At 45.9% G+C, this 12,056-nt stretch carries 20 protein-coding genes; 6 read left to right on the top strand and 14 right to left on the bottom strand.

From position 1 onward, the window contains the following. The first annotated feature begins 70 nt into the window (after positions 1-70). Both NCCP2331_RS17645 and gerQ read left to right on the top strand, forming a co-directional pair. A complete protein-coding gene (locus tag NCCP2331_RS17645) occupies positions 71-271 on the top strand; it encodes a hypothetical protein (RefSeq protein ID WP_251672021.1) in 201 nt (66 codons plus the stop codon). 146 nt (positions 272-417) lie between these two features. Then, on the top strand, positions 418-762 hold the full coding sequence (gene gerQ, locus NCCP2331_RS17640) for a spore coat protein GerQ (RefSeq protein ID WP_251672020.1): 345 nt from the start codon (positions 418-420) through the stop codon (positions 760-762). 50 nt (positions 763-812) lie between these two features. Here the strand turns inward: gerQ and NCCP2331_RS17635 are convergent, their stop codons facing one another. From NCCP2331_RS17635 to NCCP2331_RS17610, 6 genes are all read right to left on the bottom strand, one after another. Next, entirely contained in the window at positions 813-1,853 is a 1,041-nt protein-coding gene (locus tag NCCP2331_RS17635) for a beta-carotene 15,15'-monooxygenase (protein WP_251672019.1), read from the bottom strand. A gap of 59 nt (positions 1,854-1,912) precedes the next feature. After that, on the bottom strand, positions 1,913-2,293 hold the full coding sequence (locus NCCP2331_RS17630; RefSeq protein WP_251672018.1) for a DUF423 domain-containing protein: 381 nt from the start codon (positions 2,291-2,293) through the stop codon (positions 1,913-1,915). A gap of 91 nt (positions 2,294-2,384) precedes the next feature. Further along, a complete protein-coding gene (locus NCCP2331_RS17625; protein WP_251672017.1) occupies positions 2,385-2,639 on the bottom strand; it encodes a DUF5327 family protein in 255 nt (84 codons plus the stop codon). Then, positions 2,636-2,812: a uracil-DNA glycosylase gene (locus NCCP2331_RS17620; RefSeq protein WP_228550983.1), complete on the bottom strand. Its 177-nt coding sequence runs from the start codon at positions 2,810-2,812 to the stop codon at positions 2,636-2,638. Before NCCP2331_RS17620 ends, NCCP2331_RS17625 begins: the two co-directional genes overlap by 4 nt. Before the next feature lie 15 nt (positions 2,813-2,827). Continuing rightward, positions 2,828-3,520, bottom strand: a complete 693-nt coding sequence (locus tag NCCP2331_RS17615; protein WP_251672016.1) for a uracil-DNA glycosylase — start codon at positions 3,518-3,520, stop codon at positions 2,828-2,830. Positions 3,521-3,525: 5 nt separating this feature from the next. Continuing rightward, positions 3,526-4,299 carry a DUF4230 domain-containing protein gene (locus tag NCCP2331_RS17610; RefSeq protein WP_251672015.1) on the bottom strand — a complete coding sequence of 258 codons (774 nt, stop codon included), beginning with the start codon at positions 4,297-4,299 and terminating at the stop codon, positions 3,526-3,528. 222 nt (positions 4,300-4,521) lie between these two features. Between NCCP2331_RS17610 and thiD the strand changes: the two genes are divergently transcribed. The 3 genes from thiD (at position 4,522) to bshB2 (ending at position 6,564) form a co-directional block, all read left to right on the top strand. Further along, a complete protein-coding gene (thiD, locus tag NCCP2331_RS17605; protein ID WP_251672022.1) occupies positions 4,522-5,355 on the top strand; it encodes a bifunctional hydroxymethylpyrimidine kinase/phosphomethylpyrimidine kinase in 834 nt (277 codons plus the stop codon). A 171-nt stretch (positions 5,356-5,526) separates the two neighbouring features. Continuing rightward, positions 5,527-5,877: a YojF family protein gene (locus NCCP2331_RS17600; RefSeq protein ID WP_153720791.1), complete on the top strand. Its 351-nt coding sequence runs from the start codon at positions 5,527-5,529 to the stop codon at positions 5,875-5,877. An 18-nt stretch (positions 5,878-5,895) separates the two neighbouring features. Beyond that, positions 5,896-6,564 (top strand): bacillithiol biosynthesis deacetylase BshB2, encoded by a 669-nt coding sequence (bshB2, locus tag NCCP2331_RS17595; RefSeq protein WP_251672014.1) that lies wholly within the window; start codon positions 5,896-5,898, stop codon positions 6,562-6,564. Positions 6,565-6,812: 248 nt separating this feature from the next. Here bshB2 and NCCP2331_RS17590 read toward each other — a convergent pair whose 3' ends face one another. The 7 genes from NCCP2331_RS17590 to NCCP2331_RS17560 all read right to left on the bottom strand — a co-directional run bounded on the left by NCCP2331_RS17590 (position 6,813) and on the right by NCCP2331_RS17560 (position 10,862). Continuing rightward, positions 6,813-6,968, bottom strand: coding sequence for a hypothetical protein (locus tag NCCP2331_RS17590; RefSeq protein WP_251672013.1), 156 nt, complete (start codon positions 6,966-6,968; stop codon positions 6,813-6,815). A gap of 3 nt (positions 6,969-6,971) precedes the next feature. Further along, positions 6,972-8,066 carry a hypothetical protein gene (locus tag NCCP2331_RS17585; protein ID WP_153720789.1) on the bottom strand — a complete coding sequence of 365 codons (1,095 nt, stop codon included), beginning with the start codon at positions 8,064-8,066 and terminating at the stop codon, positions 6,972-6,974. A 102-nt stretch (positions 8,067-8,168) separates the two neighbouring features. Beyond that, the gene (locus NCCP2331_RS17580; protein ID WP_153720788.1) at positions 8,169-8,435 is read right to left on the bottom strand and encodes a hypothetical protein; all 267 of its coding nucleotides are present in this window, start codon (positions 8,433-8,435) and stop codon (positions 8,169-8,171) included. Positions 8,436-8,477: 42 nt separating this feature from the next. Then, on the bottom strand, positions 8,478-9,005 hold the full coding sequence (locus NCCP2331_RS17575; RefSeq protein ID WP_153720787.1) for a hypothetical protein: 528 nt from the start codon (positions 9,003-9,005) through the stop codon (positions 8,478-8,480). A 51-nt stretch (positions 9,006-9,056) separates the two neighbouring features. Continuing rightward, on the bottom strand, positions 9,057-9,629 hold the full coding sequence (locus NCCP2331_RS17570; protein WP_153720786.1) for a hypothetical protein: 573 nt from the start codon (positions 9,627-9,629) through the stop codon (positions 9,057-9,059). Positions 9,630-9,742: 113 nt separating this feature from the next. Beyond that, a complete protein-coding gene (locus tag NCCP2331_RS17565; RefSeq protein ID WP_153720785.1) occupies positions 9,743-10,363 on the bottom strand; it encodes an anti-sigma factor family protein in 621 nt (206 codons plus the stop codon). Continuing rightward, positions 10,353-10,862 (bottom strand): RNA polymerase sigma factor, encoded by a 510-nt coding sequence (locus NCCP2331_RS17560; RefSeq protein ID WP_153720784.1) that lies wholly within the window; start codon positions 10,860-10,862, stop codon positions 10,353-10,355. Before NCCP2331_RS17560 ends, NCCP2331_RS17565 begins: the two co-directional genes overlap by 11 nt. A gap of 243 nt (positions 10,863-11,105) precedes the next feature. Here NCCP2331_RS17560 and NCCP2331_RS17555 point away from each other — a divergent pair, with 243 nt between their 5' ends. After that, positions 11,106-11,270: a hypothetical protein gene (locus tag NCCP2331_RS17555; protein WP_153720783.1), complete on the top strand. Its 165-nt coding sequence runs from the start codon at positions 11,106-11,108 to the stop codon at positions 11,268-11,270. Positions 11,271-11,320: 50 nt separating this feature from the next. On the opposite strand, the gene NCCP2331_RS17550 is transcribed toward NCCP2331_RS17555, so the two are convergent. Next, entirely contained in the window at positions 11,321-11,968 is a 648-nt protein-coding gene (locus NCCP2331_RS17550; protein ID WP_153720782.1) for a YczE/YyaS/YitT family protein, read from the bottom strand. Between the last annotated feature and the right edge of the window lie 88 nt (positions 11,969-12,056).

Raw genomic sequence — 12,056 nt, 5'->3', positions numbered from 1 at the left:
GAAAGAGAACTATGGACTTGACTGAAAGTCCTCGCTGACCGCGCGATAAAGGCCGTGCAACGAACCAAACATGCATCCGACCGCGCGTAAATACAATTGCAGCGCACCAAAGCCGGCTCCCCGCGAACCAATCGACCCGTCTGCCGCACCATTCGGTATTTTATCCGACCGTGTGATCATAGACTATCTGCAAGCGATCATGGCATCACCGCAGGCGCTCATAGCGGGCTGCCGAATGATCATGAACCTCCCGCATCCGCTCATACCCTAAAAAAACTACCTGTCATACTACTGCCTGTCCATACATAGAATAGGGGCAAGGGGGTTTTGCTTTGGCTGTTTTGGCAGTAACTGTACTATTGCTTCTATTCCCCGACCGAACAAGACTGCACACTTATCTAATGAAAGGATGTTGAAATGGTTCAATATTATTATCCAGGCTACGGCCAGCAGCAAATGGTACCGCCGCAAGTATCAGTCCCGGGAGGTAATCCCAACACGCCTCCATTCAGGGAGCAGTCGTACATCGAGAATATTTTACGGCTGAACAGAGGGAAGCCCGGCATTTTTCATTTTTCATTCGAGCATGCGGTGGAGGCCGGCAAAAACACGAAAGCCGTTGCGGGAATGGTGGAAGCCGCGGGGCGCGATCATGTGATTCTCAGCGAAGCGAATACGGGACGGCGCTACCTCTTCCCGATGATCTACTTTGATTACGCGGAGTTTGATGAGGAATTAAATTACTTCGATCAGACGCCGTAATAGCTAAAAAACGGGCTCCTAGGTTTTTACCAGGCAGCCCGTTTCATTGTTTATAAAGCGTCCATCATCGTTCGGAAACGCGGCAGATCATCTACACGGATCGCAGCTGCACGGTAACTCTTCTCGCGTCCCAGGAACAGCACAGCCGGGAGCGGACGGTTGAAATGAATAACAGCCTGCGGAAATGCCTCCTCAAAATCCCTCGCAATGAAATCGATCACTTCTTTATTTTTCAGATTGCAGGAAGCGGCGCTGTCTCCCCAGTCAATTCGCTGAATCGCGTCAAACGGGATTTCCATTCGCTTCCCCAGTCCCAATGAAATTTGAAGACGGTCACTCTTAACTTGCAGTGGATTGAGACGCACAACTTGAATATCCGCCATGAAATATAGAACTGAGTAAATATTCAGCAATAACAGCACAAGCGATAAGACCATCGACTTATCATGGAGCCACCAATGAATACCAATCGTTTCGATGGCAATCGCGTGAATGAGCATCATATAAAACGCGATAAAGCTCGTATTGCGGTGCATCGTGAAACTTTCAGCATTCTCAGGCGGCTTCTGTTTCCAAGTTGCAAACGCATAGTAGAACATCAGAAACTCAGCGGCCAATATGCGGATGATTGGATGATCCGAGACTTTTTCCTTTACCAGCGCCGGAAAAACAAAAAGCCTGCTCGTTTCAGTGGATTTCATTTGGCGAAGGATCGACGGCAAATGTTTGATCAGCAGGATGATCAGCCATACTTCTGCCAGTATGATGAACAGTTCGATGCCTAATGCGGCATATGGAATGAACGCAAACGGCTGGAAGTAAGCTGCGGGCACGATGAAGCGCGAGGCGAAAAGCCCGAGCACAACCCACGTTATGAGCCGTTTGAACGTGAAGCCTTTGCGGCGTGTGATCGCCAGTATCAATAGCGGCGCTACAATGGCCAGATCAATGATCGAACCCAGCACGACTCCTTTCGCTTCCGCCGGGCCGGGAATGACAGGCAGGCGGTAAATGAGAAAGTTGCTGATAAGTACGAACAACAGCAGTACTGTAAAGAAAGTATTTCGTTTACTGGAAAATACCAGACCCATAATGCACTTCCTTTCAAAAGTAAGTTATGAAAAAAGACAAAGGCTGCAAAACCTTTGTCTTAATTACCATATTTCACAACAGCCACAATCAGCATAATCCAGCCCGCGATGAACGCCACGCCCCCGATTGGTGTAATGGCTCCCAGTATTCCGATGCCCGACAAGCTGAGCACATACAGACTTCCGGAGAAAATAATAACACCTGCAAGCAGCAAGTATCCTGACCATGACAATGCAGCGGAAGGACCAAGCAACGCACTGCTCATTAATATACCGACAGTAATCAAACCGACCGCATGAAACATTTGGTACTGAACCGCTGTTTCCCAGATGGCCAGATAATGCTCAGACAGACGATCCTTCAGCGCATGTGCTCCAAATGCACCGAACGCCACTGCGATTGCTGCGTTAATCGCTCCTGCTATAATAAAAAACGGCATGAATATTCCTTCTTTCTAACGTACATACGGTTTTAGTTTACCATATTCCTGTCACCTGAATAAAAGACTTTTCGAACGGTTTGTGGCAATGCTAAAAATCGAACAGTGACTCGCCGTTTGCATCCGCTTCCTGCAACGGCTGTTCATTCAGCGATGCGGCCGGCTGCTGGAGCTGGATAGTCTGCGGTGCTGACGGCATAATTGCCGCAGGCGAGTCACTCAGCATGACATTGCACAGCGCACGCACTGCAGATACCGCTTCTCTTTTCACCTGTTCACTCTGCGCTTGTTTCGCCAAGGCGATTTGCCGCTCTATTTCCTTCAATAATTGATCGGATGAAATCATCGTATTCCCGTCCCCTTCTTTGATTCGAACTTCAGGCATTCCATTCCGGATGAACGCTTGACCACGATGGATGGCATCATCTTGGTCTTAAATCCATAAGCTTTGCAGCCACGGGGATTTTTGGGATCCCATGTCGTGTAGAAATGTATGCATTCGAAGCAATTGACCGCCATCGTCCCACTCCCTTTCTAGCCGCGCAGCTGTTCTGCCGATGTTTTTGCCCAATCTACCGGTTCCTCGCCCCATCCGCGCAAAAAATCATTGGTCTTAGAAAAAGGCCGGCTGCCGAAAAAACCGCGGGCCGCGCTGAACGGGCTCGGATGCACTGATTCAATAATCGCATGCCGTCTCCGGTTAATCAAAGCCGTCTTTTCTTGGGCATGGCGGCCCCAAAGAATAAAGACGATCGGCTCCCTGCGCAAAGACAGTTTCCGGATCACTTCGTCCGTAAAGAGTTCCCAGCCCTGCCCTCTGTGTGAAGCGGCTGAACCTTCGCGCACAGTGAGGACCGTATTCAATAATAATACACCTTGTTCGGCCCAGCCTGTCAACGTGCCGCTCGCAGGTATCGGAACATCCAAATCCGAAGAGAGTTCCTTAAAAATGTTGCGCAGACTTGGAGGAATCTTGACGCCGGGCTTCACGGAAAAACTCATTCCCTGCGCCTGATCCGGTCCATGATAAGGATCCTGCCCCAGAATAACCACTTTCACCTCATGATACGGCGTTAATTCGAAAGCAGTCCACATATCCTGCATTTGCGGATAAATTACGTGTGTTGCATACTCCGACTGCAGAAACTTCCGCAGTGTCTGATAGTACGGCTTATCAAATTCGTCACTCAGTACAGTATCCCAATCATTGTGAAACATTGGCTTCATATGCATCACTCCTTGAATTCGACCTCCAGCTCATAACCTGCAAATGAAAACATTTCCTTCAGTGTCTTCTCCGCATTGCGCTCGGCCGTTTGCAGTACGCCTTGTTCAGACGCCTCTTCCAAAATTAAATTCTTTGCTTCATTGGCAAGTTCGTATCCTTCTTCTATATCCGCTTTCGTGCGAAATAATCCTTCTACCGAATAAACCTCCACTTGATCGAAGTAAATTTCCGCACCTCCAAGGAATTCCGCGGGCGGCACACTCAGGTGGACTGTCTTTTCTCTATCGTCAATTGTCAGATCACTTTCCGTAATATCGCTCAAGTCAATCCCTGCTTTGACGGAGCCCGGGATGACGACCAGGAGATTACGTTTCGTGCCCGGCAGATTGACGCCGATGCTCTGCCCGAATAACTCGTTGTCGGTGCGTTCGACGAGAACTTTGGTATACGCTTCAGCCGTTGTTAATTCCTGAAGCTCCTGGACATGCTCGACAAATGCGCCTTTTTGTTCCGTGAAAGTAGAGCCCATCTTAATGAGATAAAATCCGGCAACAGGAAGAATAATGATGGCTGCTGCAAGCATCAGAATAAGGAGAATATACGTTTTTCTCCAGGAAGACCATAAAGTATAGCCCAGCCGCAAAAAAAACATTTTACGCTTGCGTTTCTTTTTCGCCTTTGGTCCCGGAGTGATCATTTCCTCGGCGGTGACAGACGTCTCATCCTCCGCCTGTCCGATTTCATGTTTTTCCGATTCAGACGGATCATGCCTGCTCATGATTCACGACCTTTCTATATGGATCATTCGATAAAATAAATCATAAATCTCTATCTATCTGTACGTTCTGCAAGGTAATAAGTTTCATTTTCTCACAGTGTCAAATAATGCAACTTAGTAGAAGATACTAGACCTATAGTATATACGAAATAATTGTGTTCAGGCGGATTGTTGTTTACTATTAGGTACAAGAAAATCTGCAAATAAAGGGGACGTTTAATGATGGGTTTAAAGAAGACTTTGACGATTGCGGGTTCTGATACTTCTGGGGGCGCCGGAATTCAGGCGGATTTGAAAACGTTTCAGGAGCACGGGACATACGGCATGACTGCACTGACAGTAGTTGTGACAATGGATCCTGATAATAACTGGGCGCATAATGTCTATTCACTGCCGATTGACGTCGTAAAAGCACAGCTGAAAACGGCGCTGTCGACGGGAATTGATGCCATCAAAACAGGAATGCTGAGCACAGAAGAAATCATCCGCACTGCCGGACAGGCGATTGACGAATCGGGCCTGGATCACGTGGTCATTGATCCCGTCATGGTCTGTAAAGGCGAAGATGAAGTACTGAATCCCGGAAATACCGACGCGATGATCGAATACTTGCTGCCTAAAGCTGAAATTGTCACGCCAAATTTATTCGAAGCGGGACAATTGGCGCGAATGAAAACGCCGAAGACGATTGAAGAGATGAAACAGGCTGCTGAGAAGATTCATCAGCTCGGCGCAAGCAATGTAGTGATCAAAGGCGGCAAGCAGCTGGAACACGATACAGCGGTCGACCTGTTTTATGATGGGAAAAGCTTTACTTTATTGGAAGCTGATAAAGCAGATACACATTATAATCACGGCGCCGGCTGTACATTTGCGGCCTCTATTACAGCAAATTTGGCAAATGGCATGACGATTAAAGACGCAGTCATCGAAGCGAAGCAATTCGTGACGGCCGCCATCACACACGGCTGGAAGCTCAATGAATATGTCGGGCCTGTCATGCACGGCGCGAAAAACCAGTTCGAGACGCCGCATATTACGCTGCACGAAGTCTGACGAGCCACTCTGCTGCCGGGTCTGTCCCGGCTTTTTGTGAGCCGTCTAATCGCAATCAAAGCGCGCTTTCGTTATACTGAGATTATATGGATTGCAGACAAATCATTGCACTGCACACGGCAGTCATTTGTCTGCTGTCCGTGAATCAACGCACTACATAGGAGGATACGCATGCAAACTGTTGACGTAAATCATTTGCAGGAGTTACTGGACTCCTTTGCCAATAAAGATGTATATATTCATTTGGAAACGACGAATGGATCATATGCCGCTCACTTTCAGGAAGGCTTTTTCAACGCCGGCGCGTTCATTCGAAATATTGTCATCCGCTATGAACTCGGAAAAGTAGCAGGCGACTCCCCTCACCGTATCGGGCTGAAACTGCCGAGCGGCTGGATTTATGCGCAGGGTATCACGCATTATGAGCTGGACGAGCACGACCGCTTGTTAATGGCAGGTCTCGGGCCTGACGGAAAGCTTGCAGTGGCGTTTGAAATCAGCGAAACGCCATTTGCTTATTAAGAAGGGAGATTTTTTATCATGCAAAATGAAAGACATGTATTAGTCGTTTTCCCTCATCCCGATGATGAAACTTTCGGGCTTGCCGGAACGATTGCTAAGTATATCGAAATGGGAGTTCCCGTGACGTACGCCTGCCTGACTCTCGGTGAAATGGGCCGGAATTTAGGCAATCCGCCATTCGCCAACCGCGAAACACTGCCGCAGATCCGAAAGCAGGAGCTGTTAGATGCATGCGCCGCAATGGGACTGACCGATCTGCGGATGATGGGGCTGCGCGATAAAACGGTTGAATTCGAAGACCCTGAAAAGCTGGTCCAGATGATGACCGATCTGATTGAGGAATTAAACCCTTCATTAGTCATCACCTTCCATCCGACGCTGGCTGTGCATCCCGACCATAATGCGACAGGTGTGGCAATGGTCGAAGCGGTACGGAGAATTCCGGAAGACAAACGTCCGGTATTGCACGTGAAGGCGTTCGCGAATGAGACGGTGGAAATAATCGGCAAGCCGGATGTTGCGTTCGATGTGAGCGACGTGGCGGATAAGAAAATTGCCGCATTGCGGGCACATGCTTCCCAGACGGTCTGGATGCTGCCCGATATGGAAAAGCGCTGGGCCGAGAACGATTCGGAAGCACTGAGCTGGCTCCACAATGAAGAATCTTATACTTATAAATTCGACTAAAAAACCGCAGAGTGTCTGCGGTTTTTTTATTGGTCCGATGTGATTGGTGCGGTGAAAGGGCGGTTTGGCTCGGTTGGAAGCCGGATTGGCGCGCTGCCGGGCAGCTTTGGCTTGCATCCGGCCTTCTTTCATGCGCCGAGGCGCATTATTGGCGCGTTTATATGTTCGAACGCGGCGGCAAGGATATCGGTGATCATGAAAAGTCCGTTTATGCTCATGGGTGGCGGGTGCATGATCATTCGGCCTGGCTAGCCGCTCATACGGCCGGTCGTAGTGATCATGTCCGCTGCCCACGTGCTCATACAGCCTTCATTCATGATCATAGCTCGATAGATTTTATACGGCTCGGTCGGGTTGGCACTTTCATTTTGCCGAATTTCTGCAAAAATCCAGCCAACGTCCATTCTTTAATTCCCGTCCATCGCTTTGATCAGCGCGTACAGCGTCTGCAGTTTCTTTTCGAATACTTCGACATTCAACGAGCGGTCCATTTGCACGCGGGCAGCATTCTGGGCTTTCATGGCGGTCTGCATATAGCCGGATGCATCTGCGATTGCTTCTGCATAGCGGCGGCTGATGTCCTCAATCAATTTCTCCGCCTGCTGATCTTCTGCACAGAAGGGCACGAGATCCACCAGCTCATCACGTGGGCTCTCCGGATCATAGGCATGCGGTTTCGTCGAATCAAATAAACAAACGGAAAGCTCAGGGAACAGTACGAGATCAATGCTGGAAGGATCAAGTCCGCACCAGCCGTACAGTACATCGATGCCCCGATTCGCCGCCTCTTCACCGAGCGCGCGCATCATCGTCGACTTACCGGTTCCTGCTAATCCTTTAATCAGCAGCCGCCTGCGCATTCGTTTCGTGATAGACGGAATGAAATCATGCGCTTTGCCGGCAGACAGGGAACCGATAATCCGGTGGGAAATGTCCGCGGTTTTTGCCAATTCAATCGTCCCAAAAATCCCCTCTTTCAATTGTTCTGTCAAAGCGGTATGCCGATCCCAGTCCATCCGCTGAATATTGACCGCTTCCCACTCGTCATGAATTTCTTTGGCATTTTCCAGGGCGGCCAGAGATTTTCCGAAACTGTACTTTTCCTGCTTCAGCAAATCGCCCACTTCTTCATGCTGCTGGTATAAATGTTCCTGATGATAGACATCGTAGAAACAAAACACCTTATGCCGTCCCCCTAAATCCGTCGGTTCGAATGAAATCGGGTGCGAAGCCTGCAAGATAAACAGCTTCAGTTCATTGACGTAAATCGCATCGGTTTTATCCGTATGCCCGGGATTCATGAAGCGGTCGACAGGATGCCCCCTTTTCACGAAGTACACCGCCAGATCATTCAGCACCTGCGACAGCGAATGTGTAGGCAGACATTTAAGGAATATCGTCTTCCGTGATTCCTCCAGCAGCTCCTCATATTTATGCATGACCCCTTTGCCTGTATAAGCCGTTCCCATGTATTCAGTAATATGACCGTATATGCCAACCATCCTTTCTTTCGTCTTTTCATTCTATGTACAGGCAAATAAAAAAAGCACCGCTGATCCGTACAGGAATAAGCGGTGTAAATTCGTAATCATTAGCATGCAAGGTCAGTGTCTTGATTGGGAATATTTCAGGAGCACTATATATAATACGGCCGTCACCACAGCGGCAGCCGCGTAATAGTACCAGATACCGAAAAGCAGCAGCTTGGTCATGATTATGCTGACGAGTACCGAAACAACCATGCCTGCTATACATCTAATTCTTCCAGAAGTGACGAGTTTCCCGCTGAATTCATGAAATAGATATCCGATGACTGTGCTGATTACAATAATAAACACAAACACAGCGACAAGCGTGAAATAGATCAACATAGCAGACTCCTTATGAAAATAATTTTACTGAAGTATTTCATTCTACTGCGGCTTATAAAAGTTCGGCAGTCCCATATCATACAGCAGCTGTTGAAAATCATCATACATCAATCGATTTCCTATATCTGCGCTGTTTAGAACTTCTTCTCTTAACCGCTGGAACAATTCATGTTCAGGAAATAGCAGATCAAATGACTCTCTATTATCTAATTCTATCAATAAATGAATGATCATTGTATATAATCCCGGGTATTCTGACTCTATACCCTCCCGATTTTTTAAGAAAGACTCAATATAATCAGGTAAGTAATAGTAAGCGTCCGGGTCAAACAACGGATCTTTTCGTAATTCTTCAACCGGCTTAAAAATAAAAGCAGACAATGCATACCAGTTTCCAAGACCTGACGCAAAAACCAGAAGCGAATATTTTCTCACCTCTGCATCTGAACTCGAAAAATAATTAAAATAATACTCAAAGTTCCGGCTTTCCCATTCCTTAGAAGTAATAAACGCACCATATTCCAGACCTTCTATGATTCTTTTAGCTTTTTGAACAGTGGTTGCTGACATGACTGACCCTCCCTTTTATCATTTAGTTTGAGTTTTTCATCAGTATACAGCCTATTCTTCCCCGTCTACAATAAACTCAATCTGCGCTTCTATCAGGTATTCCTTTTCAACATCGCCCGCCGTGTCAAAGCTTGCATATCCGTCCACAATATAATGACCGCTTGGATAGTCTTCTTTCATAACCTTTTTCATAAATTCTTTATACTCTTCCGGGTCGTGTTCCGAGTAGCTTCCTCCCCCACGGGTTTCTTGGCGCAGCGGCTCACCTTTTTTCAAAACGGTACGCTCCTCTGCCATAGTAACTCCGTATTCAATTTCATAATTCCGTGTAGTTTCTGTCATAGGAAATAAAAACGGTGAACTGCCGTGTCTGATTTCCATTTCATTTTCGGGACCTATATATTCCAGCTCCGCGTAAATTTTCACATCTTCCCCTTCGCCGTAGTGATCTTTCTCCGAAACAAGGCGATAAATGAAATCACCTTCCATAACTTCAGCCGTTGTTTTTAGTTCATTCGGCTCCGGCAATCGCTCTTCATCCTTCACTTGCTCCGTTTTCTGACAGCCGAACAGAGCAAGGGAACTGAGTGTGAGTAATAAAAAAATGATCAGTATTTTCTTCATTTGTTCTTCCCCCTTTTATAAGTTAGACTTTATGTTTGGGGAAAAGTTACAATTTCCTGATGATAACAGAGGAATTCTAAGCCTTGATTCTGGAATGTCCAAGTATTCCATGCTCATACCGCATTAATACTATAGCGCCCTTCAGGTGCTTTTATTTCAAAATAATATTTCTGATTTTTCTTTAGTTTTTCCAAATCAGCAATTTTACCGGGCGAAATAAGAAACTCATCAATAATGATATTTCCTTGTTCGTCCTTTACTCTGAGCAATACATTACTCTCATTATTTGCATCATTAACGACCTTCTTTTCCCAAAAGATGCTGTCATATTCTATAAAATCTTGTTGGTCAATCGAATTATGAGAGAAACTTATACTCTGCCATTCTTCACTGTTGTCAGTTATATTCACTATTCCGCTGACCATGGGCGAAAAGTATTGATTAACAACCCCTACATGTTGAAAGACTTGATAACCAATTATCATAATGAAAAATGTCAACAGCGAAGCAGCAATAACTTGTACCCGCCGCTTTTTATTAATTCGCTTGAAAGGTTCTTTCGCTTCTTCAACATTTGTCTCGGCAATATACTGCATCGGCTGCCGCATTATTTGTAAAGTTTGATTGCATTGTGTGCAGCTCTCAATATGGGTTTCTACTTCAGAAGCAGTATCATCACTGCAAATACCATCAATATAAGAAGGTAATAAATCCTGTATAATATTACATTTCATTCTTATCCAACCTTTCTGCTAAAGTGCATTTTGCACGATAGTATGTAACCCTTGCCCAATTTTCATTTTTTTCAAAGATCATCCCGATTTCCTTGAAACTCAACTCCAGTTTTGTGCGAAGTAAGAATATTTCCCGTTGAGGTTCTTTTAATCTTTGAATTTCCTCCTGAACTTTCTGCTGCGTATCTTGCTTTATCACCGCGATGTCCGGCAGGTCTTCATTAGATGGAAGTTCTATACCCGTTTGAGCCAGGTGTTCAAGACTGGAATAGTTTCTATACTTCTCCCGTTTTAAGTGATCGTAGTAAGAATGCTTCGCAATCTGGCATAACCAGACCGACATTTTGCATTCGCCATCGTAGCGTTCAATCGATTTTACAGCTTGATAAAATGTTTCCTGTGTCAATTCTTCTGCTAAATCTGCATGTGAGGTCAAACAAAGAAGAAATAACTTTATTTCATTTGCATAGGAAGTATAGACTTCACTTAAATCCTCCAATTCCCTCCTCCTTCCTTATTGTGAAACCGGCACACCTATATATAGATTGAAAAACCTATTCGTTACAAGTTAAATGAAATAATTTCGCGAGAATAAATTCGACTTTTCAGCAAATAAAGCCAATTCCTTAGTTTCTCCTTCCACTTTTGTGTTAAAATGGTATTGTACCATTCATTAATTAGTAGATTCACGTTCTGCTTCTGGAAAAGTAAACTATGCTTTTATAAGGAGGAGGAATTGTAAATGGCTAAAGATGACAGAAAGAAAATCATTAAAAAGAATGAAATGCGCACGAAGGAAATTTCAAAGATGATAGGTGAAGGCGGAATGGGCGCTGATAAATACTATGATATTAAGAAAGTAGTACCTGGAGAAGAAACAGCCGACAGTACAAGCGATAAAAAATAGCAATCTTAATAAGCCGCTTTCCAAATGGAAGGCGGCTTATTGATTTCGGCTTATGCTCTTTTATAGCGCAACAACACTTTCTCGTCGTCTTGATTCGTAATCCACAAAAGCAGCTTTTTACATTGCGGCATGGCGATCTGAATAAACTGGCCAATGAACAGCACGACAAATAATGTCCCGATTCCCACTGGCCCGCCAAGTAAAAATCCGACCAGGGTAACAATCGCTTCAATTGTCGTTCTCGCTGTACGAAGGCTCCATCCGAGTTTATCCACAAGCAAAAGCATCAGGCTGTCCCGCGGTCCGGCACCGAGGTTTGGCGAAACATAAATCCCGACGCCGTATGCCATCACCAATACTCCGAGCACAAAACAAATGCTTTGTGCAGCAACGGATGTCACGTCAGGCAGCAGCCAGTTAAAGAAGTCAATAAACAAGCCAATCACCAGCATATTCAGCCACGTTCCCCATCTCGGCCATTCCTTCAGGGCAAGAGAGGACACCGTAACAATTAAAAGTCCTGTGAGAATACTCCAGGAACCAATGGTTAATCCAATATTTTGGAACAGCCCGACGTGCAGTACGTCCCAGGGTCCGATTCCGAATCGCTGTCCTTTAATCGTCAGGGAGATGCCAAGCGACATGATCATCATTCCGCCGACAAAGAAAATCCAGCGCCAAGCCAATAAATTACGCATACACATTCTTCTTTCTTCTAGTTGTCACATGCTCATTCTTTCTATTGTAGCAGAAAACTAGGAAGATGTGAGGCTATTCCTTCACAAT

This window comes from Sporosarcina sp. NCCP-2331 (genome assembly GCF_023707945.1).
GTDB lineage: Bacteria > Bacillota > Bacilli > Bacillales_A > Planococcaceae > Sporosarcina > Sporosarcina cascadiensis.
This window is presented reverse-complemented; position numbering and strand designations above follow the sequence as displayed.

What these genes read in the sequence shown, in the direction of transcription:
- NCCP2331_RS17590 (WP_251672013.1), bottom strand. Translation starts at nt 6,968, where the DNA reads ATGGACGTTGGCTGGATTTTTGCAGAAATTCGGCAAAATGAAAGTGCC.
- NCCP2331_RS17550 (WP_153720782.1), bottom strand. Translation starts at nt 11,968, where the DNA reads ATGCGTAATTTATTGGCTTGGCGCTGGATTTTCTTTGTCGGCGGAATG.
- gerQ (WP_251672020.1), top strand. Translation starts at nt 418, where the DNA reads ATGGTTCAATATTATTATCCAGGCTACGGCCAGCAGCAAATGGTACCG.
- NCCP2331_RS17615 (WP_251672016.1), bottom strand. Translation starts at nt 3,520, where the DNA reads ATGAAGCCAATGTTTCACAATGATTGGGATACTGTACTGAGTGACGAA.
- NCCP2331_RS17610 (WP_251672015.1), bottom strand. Translation starts at nt 4,299, where the DNA reads ATGAGCAGGCATGATCCGTCTGAATCGGAAAAACATGAAATCGGACAG.
- thiD (WP_251672022.1), top strand. Translation starts at nt 4,522, where the DNA reads ATGGGTTTAAAGAAGACTTTGACGATTGCGGGTTCTGATACTTCTGGG.
- bshB2 (WP_251672014.1), top strand. Translation starts at nt 5,896, where the DNA reads ATGCAAAATGAAAGACATGTATTAGTCGTTTTCCCTCATCCCGATGAT.
- NCCP2331_RS17600 (WP_153720791.1), top strand. Translation starts at nt 5,527, where the DNA reads ATGCAAACTGTTGACGTAAATCATTTGCAGGAGTTACTGGACTCCTTT.
- NCCP2331_RS17585 (WP_153720789.1), bottom strand. Translation starts at nt 8,066, where the DNA reads ATGGTTGGCATATACGGTCATATTACTGAATACATGGGAACGGCTTAT.
- NCCP2331_RS17630 (WP_251672018.1), bottom strand. Translation starts at nt 2,293, where the DNA reads ATGCCGTTTTTTATTATAGCAGGAGCGATTAACGCAGCAATCGCAGTG.
- NCCP2331_RS17645 (WP_251672021.1), top strand. Translation starts at nt 71, where the DNA reads ATGCATCCGACCGCGCGTAAATACAATTGCAGCGCACCAAAGCCGGCT.
- NCCP2331_RS17555 (WP_153720783.1), top strand. Translation starts at nt 11,106, where the DNA reads ATGGCTAAAGATGACAGAAAGAAAATCATTAAAAAGAATGAAATGCGC.
- NCCP2331_RS17635 (WP_251672019.1), bottom strand. Translation starts at nt 1,853, where the DNA reads ATGGGTCTGGTATTTTCCAGTAAACGAAATACTTTCTTTACAGTACTG.
- NCCP2331_RS17625 (WP_251672017.1), bottom strand. Translation starts at nt 2,639, where the DNA reads ATGATTTCATCCGATCAATTATTGAAGGAAATAGAGCGGCAAATCGCC.
- NCCP2331_RS17575 (WP_153720787.1), bottom strand. Translation starts at nt 9,005, where the DNA reads ATGTCAGCAACCACTGTTCAAAAAGCTAAAAGAATCATAGAAGGTCTG.
- NCCP2331_RS17570 (WP_153720786.1), bottom strand. Translation starts at nt 9,629, where the DNA reads ATGAAGAAAATACTGATCATTTTTTTATTACTCACACTCAGTTCCCTT.
- NCCP2331_RS17565 (WP_153720785.1), bottom strand. Translation starts at nt 10,363, where the DNA reads ATGAAATGTAATATTATACAGGATTTATTACCTTCTTATATTGATGGT.
- NCCP2331_RS17620 (WP_228550983.1), bottom strand. Translation starts at nt 2,812, where the DNA reads ATGGCGGTCAATTGCTTCGAATGCATACATTTCTACACGACATGGGAT.
- NCCP2331_RS17580 (WP_153720788.1), bottom strand. Translation starts at nt 8,435, where the DNA reads ATGTTGATCTATTTCACGCTTGTCGCTGTGTTTGTGTTTATTATTGTA.